Annotated in this window: 13 protein-coding genes and 1 riboswitch; of the genes, 7 read left to right on the top strand and 6 right to left on the bottom strand. The window is 39.5% G+C overall.

Translation table 11 applies throughout. From position 1 onward, the window contains the following. Positions 1-50: 50 nt before the first annotated feature. Positions 51-147: riboswitch (TPP riboswitch) on the bottom strand. A 64-nt stretch (positions 148-211) separates the two neighbouring features. From JL001_RS07020 to JL001_RS07005, 4 genes are all read right to left on the bottom strand, one after another. Then, on the bottom strand, positions 212-1,279 hold the full coding sequence (locus tag JL001_RS07020; RefSeq protein ID WP_200975413.1) for an acyl-CoA desaturase: 1,068 nt from the start codon (positions 1,277-1,279) through the stop codon (positions 212-214). A 236-nt stretch (positions 1,280-1,515) separates the two neighbouring features. Continuing rightward, a complete protein-coding gene (locus tag JL001_RS07015) occupies positions 1,516-2,046 on the bottom strand; it encodes an AAA family ATPase (RefSeq protein ID WP_200975412.1) in 531 nt (176 codons plus the stop codon). After that, on the bottom strand, positions 2,030-2,650 hold the full coding sequence (pnuC, locus tag JL001_RS07010) for a nicotinamide riboside transporter PnuC (RefSeq protein WP_200975411.1): 621 nt from the start codon (positions 2,648-2,650) through the stop codon (positions 2,030-2,032). The genes JL001_RS07015 and pnuC overlap by 17 nt, the downstream gene beginning before the upstream one ends. Positions 2,651-2,878: 228 nt before the next feature. Then, on the bottom strand, positions 2,879-3,454 hold the full coding sequence (locus JL001_RS07005) for a uracil-DNA glycosylase family protein (RefSeq protein ID WP_200975410.1): 576 nt from the start codon (positions 3,452-3,454) through the stop codon (positions 2,879-2,881). A 239-nt stretch (positions 3,455-3,693) separates the two neighbouring features. Here JL001_RS07005 and JL001_RS07000 point away from each other — a divergent pair, with 239 nt between their 5' ends. Beyond that, positions 3,694-4,035, top strand: a complete 342-nt coding sequence (locus JL001_RS07000; protein WP_200975409.1) for a hypothetical protein — start codon at positions 3,694-3,696, stop codon at positions 4,033-4,035. Between the two features lie 366 nt (positions 4,036-4,401). On the opposite strand, the gene JL001_RS06995 is transcribed toward JL001_RS07000, so the two are convergent. Both JL001_RS06995 and JL001_RS06990 read right to left on the bottom strand, forming a co-directional pair. Continuing rightward, entirely contained in the window at positions 4,402-5,835 is a 1,434-nt protein-coding gene (locus tag JL001_RS06995) for a sulfatase (protein WP_200975408.1), read from the bottom strand. 345 nt (positions 5,836-6,180) lie between these two features. Further along, positions 6,181-7,581, bottom strand: coding sequence for an RtcB family protein (locus JL001_RS06990; RefSeq protein ID WP_200975407.1), 1,401 nt, complete (start codon positions 7,579-7,581; stop codon positions 6,181-6,183). 84 nt (positions 7,582-7,665) lie between these two features. Between JL001_RS06990 and JL001_RS06985 the strand changes: the two genes are divergently transcribed. From JL001_RS06985 to JL001_RS06960, 6 genes are all read left to right on the top strand, one after another. After that, positions 7,666-8,694 carry a YafY family protein gene (locus JL001_RS06985; RefSeq protein ID WP_200975406.1) on the top strand — a complete coding sequence of 343 codons (1,029 nt, stop codon included), beginning with the start codon at positions 7,666-7,668 and terminating at the stop codon, positions 8,692-8,694. Positions 8,695-9,118: 424 nt separating this feature from the next. Further along, a complete protein-coding gene (locus JL001_RS06980) occupies positions 9,119-9,391 on the top strand; it encodes a tyrosine-type recombinase/integrase (RefSeq protein WP_200975405.1) in 273 nt (90 codons plus the stop codon). Between the two features lie 182 nt (positions 9,392-9,573). After that, positions 9,574-9,978: a hypothetical protein gene (locus JL001_RS06975; protein WP_200975404.1), complete on the top strand. Its 405-nt coding sequence runs from the start codon at positions 9,574-9,576 to the stop codon at positions 9,976-9,978. Positions 9,979-10,153: 175 nt separating this feature from the next. Then, positions 10,154-10,735, top strand: a complete 582-nt coding sequence (locus JL001_RS06970) for a hypothetical protein (RefSeq protein ID WP_200975403.1) — start codon at positions 10,154-10,156, stop codon at positions 10,733-10,735. Between the two features lie 411 nt (positions 10,736-11,146). Beyond that, entirely contained in the window at positions 11,147-11,473 is a 327-nt protein-coding gene (locus JL001_RS06965) for a hypothetical protein (RefSeq protein ID WP_200975402.1), read from the top strand. Further along, positions 11,460-12,488: a DUF4365 domain-containing protein gene (locus JL001_RS06960; protein ID WP_200975401.1), complete on the top strand. Its 1,029-nt coding sequence runs from the start codon at positions 11,460-11,462 to the stop codon at positions 12,486-12,488. Before JL001_RS06965 ends, JL001_RS06960 begins: the two co-directional genes overlap by 14 nt. Positions 12,489-12,510: the final 22 nt, after the last annotated feature.

Below are 12,510 nucleotides of genomic sequence, written 5' to 3'. Positions count from 1 at the left end.
AGTAGTCTAGGGGTGACTACCCTGTTTATTGTTCACCCGTAACTTTCCTTTTGTCGGAAATCGCATTTCCCTTCGCCGGCATTACCCGGATCAGGTAGTATGGGTATGATCTCAGCCCGTTTCTTTAGGGCACCCCTTATTTGATCTTTTTGCTAATGCAAATGTAGAAGGATTATCTTAGAAAGAAAAACTATTGAAATTCAGTCCCAGTTTATGCCCTACCCAACATCTTAAGGTGCTTTACATGGGACCAAAAAGCCAACCTCATCTTGGCATGTTCCAAGTAAGGAATATTGTATTCAGAACAGGCCTCTTTGATAATCTTGCTGATAGCGGGATAGTGGACATGGGAAATCTTAGGAAACAAATGATGCTCCACTTGAAAGTTTAAGCCTCCCAAAACCCACGAAATGACCTTATTGTTGGTGGCAAAATTAGCGGTTGTTTTCAGTTGGTGAATCGCCCATTCATCTTCCAACTTATTGGTTTGGACATCCGGCAAAGGAAAAGCCGTCTCTTCCAAGCTATGTGCCAACTGGAACACTACTGTCAACATCAACCCGGCAAATAGACCATATACGGTGAAGCCCACGAGCCATGGCAAAAAGCCAACCAAATAAATAGGCAATGCAATAAACAATGCAGCATGGATCAACTTAAAACCCCAAAAAGAAATATGGTCCATCACCTTCATTTTCTGGATAGGAACCAAGCCAACCCTTTGGGTGACATACTTTTTGTAATCTGTAAAAAACACCCAATACAAATACAACAAGGAGTAGGTAAGCAGAAAATAGTAGTGCTGGAACCTATGGATCTTGTAGCGCTTTTGGGCCGGACAAAGCCTTAGAAAAGGCCGGGCATTCATATCATCATCCACCCCTTCCACATTGGTATAAGAATGATGTACCACATTGTGCTTGGTTTTCCACATAAATACATTGGCGCCAAGGAAATTGATGGACAGGCCAGCCGCTTTGTTGAGCCATTGGTATCGGCTAAAACTCCCATGCGCTCCATCGTGCATGACATTAAAGCCAATGGAAGCAGTCAGGGCACCTAGAATCACACACTCCAAAAGTGCAAAGGCCCAGTGAGGGGTAAAGAAAATGAGGTGGACATAAAATGCCAAGAAAGCAACAACGAGAATAGTTGCTTTTATAAATAGTTGTGAATTTCCTGTTTGAGAATAGCCAACTTCCTTGAAGTAATCGCTGATTCTTTTTTTGAGTTCAAGATGAAATGAAATATCAGGTCTTGAAAATTTTGGCGTAGCCATAATGTTATTTTTGATGATTAATATTCGGGGAAATTGAGTAGGACCTTACGGAACAATTCAAGACACCTGTGCTAAAGGTACGATAATTAAAGGGGATTCTCCCTGTCTGCCAAGTTAAGTCAAACATGAGTTTGGTCATGTTGCTTATTTACCCCATGGATAAATTGGCCTATTTTTATTTAGGGGCTGATTGGCATCAAATCAGTTCAAAAAACTTAATACGATTTTAACATTCTTTAAGACAACAGGCGATCTATGGCCTCAATAGACATCGCCTTTCTCTGGGCAGAATCTCCCGATACTTTCACTACCGAAACTCCACTTCCCAACAACAATCGCTCAAACCAATCATAGAAAAACTGACGCATGCCCAAATCCGGATATTCCCGCTGGGAATCCTCTTCCCAAGGGATATCAATATCCAATAAGAGATACAGGTCATATTTTCTTTGCTGGATTTGTGCCAAAATCCATGGATCCGTCTTCCGGTATTTGTGCTCGCTCCAGATTTGAATCACATGAAGATCTGTATCACAAATGAGCAATTCATTGGCTTCTTTTGCTGCCAGCTCTTCCCCCTCAATCTGCCCTTTGGCAATTTCCAGCAGATCCTCATAAGTATATTCACGGTTCAGGTTTTCAATGTACTCACGTGCATATTCCTTCGCCCAGGGCACCCCATAATGAGATGCCAAAGTCTCGGCAAGTGTGCTCTTGCCCGTGGATTCAGGACCAATGACCACCACTTTCTTAAGCTCCAGTTGCATAGCGCTTTGCTGATTTTATCCAGGCAATCAAACCCAATGTGGCCAGGATGGTGAAGAAAAAGAATTGGAAAGAAGTCAATACCAAACCTTTGTAAAAATACAGCGGAACAGACACCAAGTCGGTGATGATCCAGGCGATCCAGTTTTCCACTTTCTTTTTGGCCATCAGGTACATGCCCACAAATGCAGAGGAAGTCGTAAATGAATCCCAATAGGGAACATCACTGTCGGTGAACTTGGAAAGCACAAAATAGAGCACGCCATACGAAACCAGTAAAAGGACAATGACATAAACCCAACCTTTCCATTTCAGCCAGGTAACCGGAAGCACCGCTTTGTCTTCCTTGGGATGAGTCCAAACGTACCAGCCAAAGATCGACATAGAGAAATAATAGGCATTGATCCCCATGTCCGCATAAAGCTTCACCTCCAGACAAATCCAAACATAGATCAAGGTGCTGATGATCCCAGTGGGATAGACCCAAATATTTTCGCGCATGGAAAAGAATACGCTCAATATTCCAAAAATTACCGCTATTGCTTCCAGCCAGCTCATTTGTTGGAGCCCAGCGACAAAGCCATCCATGATCCATTGCCAATCCATGTCCCGAAATAAAGGTAAAAATCAATTAATCGGAAAAGTATGGTAATATATTATCTGATTATGCGCAATGCTGGCAGTAACCTTAAACAATTTGTTAAAATGGTCAGAAGTCTGAAGATTGAAGTAGTCAATATCTTAACTAAGACAAATATTTGGACCCGCAGTTAATCTATACTGGTACAATTGAGGATATTAAATACTTTCTCTCAATCCCTTTAGATTTAAAATTCACAACTTCAATATTCCCTCCATCCTACTTTTCAAACCGGGCAAGACCTCCTTGGCAAACCAGGGGTTCTTCGCCTGCCAGATGTTATTTCTGGGAGAAGGGTGCGGTAAAGGCCAATATGTAGGTAAGTAGCTTTCATAATTCTTCACCGTTTCTGTCAGTGTTTTTCTAATGTTGCCTTTTAGATAATAAGCTTGCGCATAATTACCTACCAGGATGGTCAGTTCCAAATGGGGCATGAGCTTCAATAATCGCTCATGCCATAGTGGAGCACATTCAGGTCTGGGAGGCAAGTCTCCTGATTTTCCTGTCCCCGGGTAACAGAAGCCCATGGGAACCAATGCAATTTTACTGGCATCATAAAAAGTTTCTTCGTCCACCCCTAACCATCTCCTCAAATTGTCGCCGCTTTGATCATTCCAAGGGATACTGCTTTCATGAACCTTCTTTCCCGGTGCCTGGCCAATGATCAGGATTTGGCTTTTGGCACTTGCCCTTACCACCGGGTTGGGGCCAAAGGGAAGACTTTCGGCACATACGGTACAATTCCTTATTTCTTTTAAAAGCTCCTTCATGTTACAAATTACATCCATAACAAGGTAGCATGATGTCTTGCATTTCAAAAATCCTATTACAAACCTTCCACATTTTGACCATAAAAACAGCAATTTCCAGTTTATAAGCCCTTGCAAACGGCCTGATTGAGCCTTCTGGGCCTATGGCATAGTTAGTGAAATTAGTTAGACCTATCTGAAATGTTAAATCATTTCCGCTAGCAATGAAAATAGAATTTAACCAACAAAAACTAATTACCATGAAAAAGTTAGCATTAGTATTCGCATTAAGTATTTTCGCTTTCGCAGGTGCACAAGCTAGCACTTCTATTGAAAATACGGTGATCACACAAAGTGTTTTGGACCGGGTAGAAATCAAACCAATGGACCTTCCCGAAGATGTGAAGGACACCATTTTGGAAAGTGAAGAAACCAAGTCCTCCCCAATATCCAAGGCCTACGAAGTAACCGACACCAAGGGCAAAGTGCACTATGAAGTCACATTTGGCATTGAAGAAGAGGCCATCACCAAGAAGTATGATTTCAAAGGTAATGACATCACCGAGGATGAAGTTGCTACCAAGAGGCTGTTTCTGAAGTAATAATTTATTGATTCACAGATAAATACAAATGAACACAGATATGATTTATAGATCATCATATATCTGTGTTCATCCTTTTCATCTGTGGTTTATATTTTCAACCAAACCATTGGATCCTCCCGTAGCCTTAAAAGATCCCATTTCTCTATAAAGTCACATTTGACAATAAAGAAGAGGCCATCACCAAGTAATACGATGTCAAAGGCAATAACATCACTGAGGATGAAGTTGCTACTAGGAAACTGTTTGAAAAAAGGCAATTACTTCATCACGAGCCAAGTGAAGTGATCTCAGCATGTTTTCCATGGGATGGCTTCTCCCGACTATTGTACCGGATCACAATCACTTTCACTATGAAAAAGCCTCTTATTCCTTTTTAAAATTTGGGTTTACACGGGGAAGTTTTGCATGTGTGTTTTTATGGAATTCCTCCAAAGCTCCTTTCAGCTCTTGGGCCTTTTTCGGATTCTTTTCCAACAAATCATCCGTTTCGGAAGGATCATTTTCCAGATTATAAAGCGCTGCCTTTTGCTCATCCCAAAAATCAATGTACATCCAGTCACCTTTTCGCACCGCCGAACCAGGCTTCCAGGCACTGCCATGGTAATGGGGATAATGGAAATAAACAGCCTCCCTGTTCCAGTCACCTTTTTGGTGCAATAAAGGGACCAAAGACTCCCCGTCATTGCTTGGGATTTCCTCTTGATCAATTCCCGCCAAATCGGCCATGGTATCCAGATAATCGATGCTTATCACAGGCACATCTGAAGTCGTCTGAGCAGGAACATTTGGACCTTTGACAATCAAGGGAACCCTAATTCCTCCTTCAAAGCACCAACCTTTACCAGCCCTCAAAGGCTCATTGGAAGTAGGCGCCTTGCGGTTCTTTTCCAAGGTGGAAAGACCTCCATTATCTGAGGTGAAAATCACCACTGTGTTTTCAGAGAGGCCCAACTGATCCAAGTGCGCCATAAGTCGGCCCACATTCTCATCCATGGCCGCCACCATGGATGCATAGGCATAATTGTCCTGTCTTAGCTTGGTCAATCCATCGCCCTCTACCCGATAGCCAGCCTCTCCAATATCTGGCAAACGCTCCGCTTTTTGCTTAAAATGCTCCACATGCTTTCTATTGGCTTGAATGGGCGTATGGACATTATAAAAAGAAAGGTAAAGCAGAAAAGGATCTTCTTTGTGCGCATTTAAAAACTGGATGGATTCATCCACCAACCTATCACTGAGGTATTCCCCTTCCGGCCCGTCCTTCAATTTGGGATTATGGTAAGGGGCATAATAACTCACCGGGCTTCCCTTGTGATAACCACCAATATTGATATCAAAACCCTGGTCCTCCGGGAAAAAACCCTCATCCCCCAAATGCCATTTCCCCGCAAAAAAGGTCTTGTAGCCTTTTGACTTTAACATTTCTGCCATCGTCACTTCTTCCAAAGGCAACGCATCAAGATCGTTTGGTCCCAGCAATGACCTATTCTGAGGGTCATCTCCAGGAATCCAATCCGTAATATTCAGCCTACTGGGGTACTTTCCCGTCAATATGGACGCTCTGGTGGGAGAACAGACAGGAGAGGCTGCATAGGCCTGGGTAAAACGCATTCCTTGGGCGGCCAGCTTATCGATATTTGGTGTTTCATAAAACTCACTGCCATAGCAAGCCAAATCCGCCCAGCCCAGGTCATCTACCAAAATAAACACAAAATTAGGAGCACTTGGCTGCTGACTTTCACAAGAAAATAAGCATAACAATGGCAATACCAGGCCAAAAAGAGACTTGAACTTCATCCTCGATACAATGAAAATTTAAAATAGGAAGGTCAGGGTATTTTCTTAACCAATGATACTACCAAAAAAACTAGTGTGCAATTCTGAAGCAAAATAAAACACCCTTGCGGCCATGTTGAAGCCCTAGTGTCCTTGGAGGTTAATATTTTTAAACCACAGAGGACACAGAGACCTCAAAGATTTTTTTGTGCACTTAGTGAAAGTACCGCTTCATTTCGACCTGCTCCATTGGATTAGTCTAATTTATATCCCAATTCCCAGTTATAGGGTTTTTGAATAAGAAATTATAACTTCTCTAAACTATTATACTGCTTTGACTTTGCTTTCCCCCACCTATTGTAGCGCTTAACTTTTTGACCTATACTCATCATTAAGTCTATCCTTTCTTCTTTTTTTCCTCCATGGAGCATCAACCTTCCAGTCACCAGCCATAATGCAACCATAAGGAAGAATTTCATCTACTACCTCTCCTAATCCGAACTCTTTCATCTGCTGCTGAACATTTTTGGCATCTTTATAAGCAGATGGCAACTCTGAAATATCAATGTGTTTCGAGAAGAATCTTGCGTCAATATCCTTAGTCTCTTCTGCAAACACTTCTTGAACAGACTTACCCCCCTTTTTTCTAATATGCTTAGTTCGGCTGATATTTCTACCAGCACCGTGTGGAGCAAAGCCCAGGTTATTTTCAGTGGTTTCCCCTTTTACGATCAAAACAGGTTCACTCATATTCAAAGGAACAAGTCTTAACTGCTTATAGCTATCAGGTACAAACCTGTCATCTAATGGAGTTGCTCCCTTCGCATGATAGAACGTATCACCGTCTTTAAAAACAAAATTGTGCTCATTCCAAAAGCGAATCAATGAATCTACTTTTAGAGCTTCTGAAGTCTTCTCATGCAGTACATTGTGATTCAACTTTGTCCACTCTCTTACCAGTTGAAGTGATTCCCAGTATTTTTTCCCTTCGTCTTCAGAATATGGAATCCAAGCATTTATTGGTCTTGTTTTTGGAGAAATTTGCTTTCTATACCTTTCGGCAATCTTCATTCCTTTCGTATAAAGATTTGCCCCAAATCCTCTACTTCCATGGTGTGTAACCATGATCGTCTCACCCGTCGTTTTTGACTGACCAACAAACAAAAAGTGATTTCCATCTCCTTGGGTTCCATAGTGAGTTCTTGCCAACATCATACTTCTTTCATCCCCTAAAAAATAATCGGTTAAAGCCCTCTCTTCAAACTCTTTTGGTAATTCAAACAACTGTTGACGTCCACCACCGCCAAAGTGTGTTATCGAGTGAGCGGCATCAAGAACTTTTTTAGGATCAAGGTGTCCGAAAGAAGTCATCATAACTGAGCAACATATATCCGCACTGTGCATTGATGGATGAATAGCATCTTTTGCTGCCACAACACCACCTACGGGAATTTGTCCAACCGATCCAGTAGGGCAAGCATCCGGCATAACAGCTCCGTTCGTAATCGTTGGTGTCTTCATCAATTCATCCATAGTTGCGAAGACTTGTTGAACATTGTCAACTTCCTCTTTAGATTCGGCTTTTATGTTCTTAAAGTATTCTATAGCTTTCTTATGCGGTTCATGAATTGTTGGAGATACAACTTCAAGATATTTGGAAAGCTCTTCTCCTTCTAGTTGGTTTTTATTAGCATACTCGATAGCCTCTCTGAACCATTTTCCTGGTCGGTATCCAAGTTCGATAAGCGTTTTTCCAGTAATTTCCATAACTTTTTTAATTTGTTGATACAAGAGTACAAACCATGTGCGCAATTATTTTGCGCAGTTAGGTGGATTATCTAAATTCATCATATGGCATGGAACAAAAACGCATTACTTAGGTATCGAACAATTGATATATGTCTACAAAACCAGTCTAGAAAATGGACACTTGAGGACCTAATCAAAGCATGTTCGGAAGCACTTTATGAATTTGAAGGAAAGGAAATGAATGTCGGCAAACGAACTATTCAACTTGATATTCAATTTATGCGAAGTGATAAGTTAGGCTATAATGCCCCAATCATAGTTCAAGAAAAAAAGTACTACACCTACTCAGATCCTGATTTCTCCATTACAAACATCCCATTGACGAAATTAGATATGGATGTACTGACTGAATCTATGGAAATGCTGAAACAGTTCAAGAAATTTTCATTGTTTGATGAACTCAATGGTGTGATTCAAAAGCTCGAAGATAAGATTTATAATGAATCGGCCAATCGAAAACCCATCATTCATATTGATAAAAATGAAAGCTTGAAAGGGTTGCAACACATTGACTTCTTATATCAGGCTATCTTAAAGAAAATCGTTCTTAAAATCACCTATCAATCTTTTTCTGCGAAATCACCTAACACGTTCAACTTCAATGGATATATCCTAAAAGAGTTCAATAACAGATGGTTTCTCGTTGGTAGGGGAGAAGGACTGACCAAAATCCGAACACTTGCTTTGGATAGAATACTAAATATTGATGTTGATCTAACTGCAGATTATCAAATCGATGACTTTGATCCTGATACTTATTACAAAAACACCTATGGAATCACAGTAATGAATGATGAACAACTAATTAATATTATACTAAAGGTTGACAAATACAATGCCCCATATGTACTCACAAAACCATTCCATAACTCCCAAAGCCTGATAGAACAGTATGAGGATGGAAGTATCAAAATCAACCTACATGTTCATCATAACTTTGAAATTGAGCGCGTATTGATTGGGTTTGCAGACTCAATCGAAGTAATCAAACCAACATCTTTGCGAACTCGTTTGAAAGAAAAATTTGAACGGGCATACAAGATCCATAAAAATGAAAACTACCTACAATAGCTAAGCGTTCTGACAGCTGAAACAGTCAAGTTGACCATAGCGGATAAACCTTATAAGGTGGGCAAGCCTAACCTTTAGGCAGGTGAACCTCCACGAAATGCTGGTATAAATGCAATGCTGAGTGATTTTGATCCTTTTTTACAGAGGAATACCCACACGCCCCTCCTAATCCTCCCGTCTTATTACCCCCAACTCCCTTATAGTCCTTACACTGCTTTTACTTCCATTTAGGGTAAAACAGAATATTCTTCGGATCACTCCCGGATCCCCTTCGGATTACCTTCGGATCAAGCTCGGTATTATCCGAGTGGAATCCGAAGATAATTTGGAATTGTTCCCTAATCAATCCCTAGGAAGGGTAAGGTTGATACCTGAATGGTGTAGGGAAACGGCATAACTTATTGAGACTTATTGTTAGCAAGTCATGACTTTATCCTTATTTAAGGACGCCAAAAGTTGGTGGAATATTCAGCACGTTGTAAAGAAGATTGTAAATAAAAGGGGGATCAAAAAGCAGGTAACCGCACACACACTAAGGCATTCCTTTGCTACCCATTTACTGGAAAACGGGACAGATAATAGGTATATCCAAAGTTCGCTAGGCCATGAAAGTCCGAAAACCACCCAAATTCATACACATGTGACGACTAAGGGTTTTTCTTCTATTAAAAGCCCTTTAGAAGGATTGGATATTTAAATTATTAGTTGTAGGTTTTCAGATCAAAATATAAGAGATATAAACGCAATGCGTTTAGCCACTCATTGTGTGCCATTTAAAAACAGAGAATCGACACTTTAATTATCGATGTAAAAGATAAGAGTTTGAGGAATATAATATCTAGATATTAATAATTAAAAAAACGGATTATTAAACAAATAATGAGAATTTATAATTACTTATTTTATAAATCATATTTACTTGCAAAGAGGTCAAGAAACTTCGATGACATTCCTGCTTTAGGCGGTTTGATATTCGTGGCTGCTTGTGTAATGTTCAATATTTTTGCGATTAGCTTTGTTCTTGAAGGAGTTGGTTTGATTAATGTAGATTTTAAAGAAAAGTACAAATATCCTTTTTCTTTCGGCTTGATTGGAATATTACTTTTTTACTATCTGTATAAAGGGAGATATAAAAGGATTGTTGCAAAATATTCAGAGAGAAGTAAAAACGGATTACAGGTTCATCCAATTTTAATAATTATTATTTATTATGTGATAAGTTTCTTTATTATGCTAATTGCTGGTATGTATAAAAACAATGATTGGATATTTAGTAATTTATGATTAATAATAAAAAGGTGAAAAATAAAAACGCCACACAACATGCTGTCATAAAACATTTGGGGTTCAGTGGTTTGCGAGCGTTTGTTCTCGCATCAACTTTTTCCACGGTGGATACGAACGCGCTCCGAAAACCCAACCGTTTCATACCGCAAAACCGTTACCCAACATTTGAGAAATGCGAACTGAAATTAAATATTTAGAACTGAAAAGTGGATTTTCGGATAATGGACCAGCTTGGATTGGAATGGTTTCTTTTTCAAAAAGCGGAAAGACAATCTACTTTGACGGAAAAGCGTTTCAAAGTCTAAACGGAACAGGAATTTCAGCTAACTATTTTGACATTGAAAGCGGAAATGAATATTGGATTTCAGGTGTTAAAAGAGATATGTCTGACCGACACAAATTTGGTGGAGGGAAAATCTATGTGGAAAAAAGGATTTTAAATGACTACTTGAAAATAATTGGCAAATTGGATTTACCAAAGTCGGAATACGAATTGGTTGCAGTGGAAACACAAAAACCAACGGAACGAATAAATGAATTGGAAAATACTCGATTAGACAAATCGGAAGTTGACCATAGTATTTATGAAAAAACACCAAAGGAATTAACGAATTCGGAGCTTGAATTTTTGATTGAGGAATTAATTGATGACGAGAAAAACGCCAAGTATAATAAAGGTAGAAGAATGATTAGAAAAGACCGAATTGAATTAGAATTGGAACTTGAAAAACGTGAGATAAAAAACGTTGGGTAATCGAGTAGCCCGACCTGAGCCAATTGGCTCAGATTGAGGCTCTCACACCACCGTATGTACGGGTCTCTTACCTGTCTGCTGACAAGGCAGGTACGGCTATTCGTAAAGCACTGGGGTGCTGATCTTTACACCAACACCCCTTTCCGATACTTCTAATATAAGGCTACGCAAAGGCTCGAAATCGAACCCGCCTGTAAGGGACTTTCACCCTCTGGAATAATTTGGTATCTTCGATACCAGATGCCCATGCTGGGCACACACAATGCATAAAAGCAATGGAGGTGATAGCTATAAATCAAACGATAGTACTAATAATAAAAGTCGGTCTTGGTGGAAAAGACTTTGGTCTTAAATCCACCACTGCTCTTATGCGAGACCGTTGTGTGCCAATTGTGCTTCTAAAAAAGAACCATGCCATTTTCATGTAAATTTCAATTGAACAACGGTGAATTGCAGCCAACAGATGAAGTGATATTTGAACATTTCATTGAATCATCATTTGGAGAATTTCATCAGGAAAAAGTGAAGATTGCAAAAGTAATTTTTAACGGACAACAGGCTGCCATATATAGTAACTGTCCTTGCTTTCCATCATCCATAAATACTAAACTTCAGAAGGGACAACTTATTAACTCGAATACCGAAATTGGCTACTTTTCAGCAAACGGTGAGGATATTCCTTATGACAAACCCTACGCAAAAATTCAGCTAATCAATTCAGCCAATGGTCAAGTATAAAGGGACGAATATTACCGCAAAAAAAGGAATAAACTTTGTTCGTGGAATTGTTGAAGATTCAGGGTGTCTATTCCACAAGATTGAACAAGAAAATGACCTTGGTATTGATGGAATTGTTGAATTACTCAAGGGTGAAACACCAACACACAAGAGTTTGGCAGTTCAAATAAAATCAGGACCATCGTATTTCAACTCAAAGAAAAATGAATGTTTAATCCCTGTTGAATATCATTTCGAATACTGGTTAAATCATCCATTACCTGTGTGTGGGATCGTATTTATACCCGAGCTTGGGTTAGGTTATTGGATCAATATAAAAGCCTATTTAAAAGACAATAAAGAAGCAAAAATTATCAAGTTTATTGGTAACCGAAGTAACCAATTTGATGCATTGAATTTTAAGCGATTATTTGTTCCTAATGTTCTTAACGAAACCCCTGAACTCGATCAGGCTACTGCGATTTCTTTGTTTAATTCAGATCACGAAAACGAATTCGTTTTAGGTTCGGTAGTCCTTTTTAGAAGGTTCGTTAATTCCCTTGAAACTTGGAACTGTTTTTTAAAACATTTGAAAAACGAAGAAGTGCCTTCAAGACGAATAATTCATTATTTGTCACATATACCTTGGCATCCAGATATTTTTTACTCTGGTGAGATGATAAATACAGATATCAAAGAATATGTCCTAGATAAGCTTAATACTCTTCCCAAGGAGGTAGTGCTAAGATTGATTTCTGAAATAACAGAAGAAGAAGGAATTCAGAGAGGAACAATTGGCCAGTCGATTGAGGCTATTCTATCAAAAGTGAATGGAATAAGGGAATATTTACAGGAATTCATTCTAGATGAAAACTTACCTATTCATTCGAGAAACGCTTCGGCCGTCATATATGCGTACTACTATGAATCCGATAGTTTGCCCTTCTTTCAAAACGTATCGGACGGAAAACTTTGGCTAATTCCTGAACTGATCAAGCGCATAAAAGAATTCGAATATTTCAATCCTTATCAATAAGATGCAGCACACAACAGACACT

Source organism: Echinicola sp. 20G (genome assembly GCF_015533855.1).
In the GTDB taxonomy this organism is placed as follows: Bacteria; Bacteroidota; Bacteroidia; order Cytophagales; family Cyclobacteriaceae; genus Echinicola.
The sequence above is the reverse complement of the archived record's forward strand: the minus strand, read 5'-3'. Positions and strand labels throughout refer to the sequence as shown.

Excerpts from the sequence above, each read along its gene's own strand:
- JL001_RS07020 (WP_200975413.1), bottom strand. The coding sequence starts at position 1,279 with ATGGCTACGCCAAAATTTTCAAGACCTGATATTTCATTTCATCTTGAA.
- JL001_RS07015 (WP_200975412.1), bottom strand. The coding sequence starts at position 2,046 with ATGCAACTGGAGCTTAAGAAAGTGGTGGTCATTGGTCCTGAATCCACG.
- pnuC (WP_200975411.1), bottom strand. The coding sequence starts at position 2,650 with ATGGATTGGCAATGGATCATGGATGGCTTTGTCGCTGGGCTCCAACAA.
- JL001_RS07005 (WP_200975410.1), bottom strand. The coding sequence starts at position 3,454 with ATGAAGGAGCTTTTAAAAGAAATAAGGAATTGTACCGTATGTGCCGAA.
- JL001_RS07000 (WP_200975409.1), top strand. The coding sequence starts at position 3,694 with ATGAAAAAGTTAGCATTAGTATTCGCATTAAGTATTTTCGCTTTCGCA.
- JL001_RS06995 (WP_200975408.1), bottom strand. The coding sequence starts at position 5,835 with ATGAAGTTCAAGTCTCTTTTTGGCCTGGTATTGCCATTGTTATGCTTA.
- JL001_RS06990 (WP_200975407.1), bottom strand. The coding sequence starts at position 7,581 with ATGGAAATTACTGGAAAAACGCTTATCGAACTTGGATACCGACCAGGA.
- JL001_RS06985 (WP_200975406.1), top strand. The coding sequence starts at position 7,666 with ATGGCATGGAACAAAAACGCATTACTTAGGTATCGAACAATTGATATA.
- JL001_RS06980 (WP_200975405.1), top strand. The coding sequence starts at position 9,119 with ATGACTTTATCCTTATTTAAGGACGCCAAAAGTTGGTGGAATATTCAG.
- JL001_RS06975 (WP_200975404.1), top strand. The coding sequence starts at position 9,574 with ATGAGAATTTATAATTACTTATTTTATAAATCATATTTACTTGCAAAG.
- JL001_RS06970 (WP_200975403.1), top strand. The coding sequence starts at position 10,154 with ATGCGAACTGAAATTAAATATTTAGAACTGAAAAGTGGATTTTCGGAT.
- JL001_RS06965 (WP_200975402.1), top strand. The coding sequence starts at position 11,147 with ATGCCATTTTCATGTAAATTTCAATTGAACAACGGTGAATTGCAGCCA.
- JL001_RS06960 (WP_200975401.1), top strand. The coding sequence starts at position 11,460 with ATGGTCAAGTATAAAGGGACGAATATTACCGCAAAAAAAGGAATAAAC.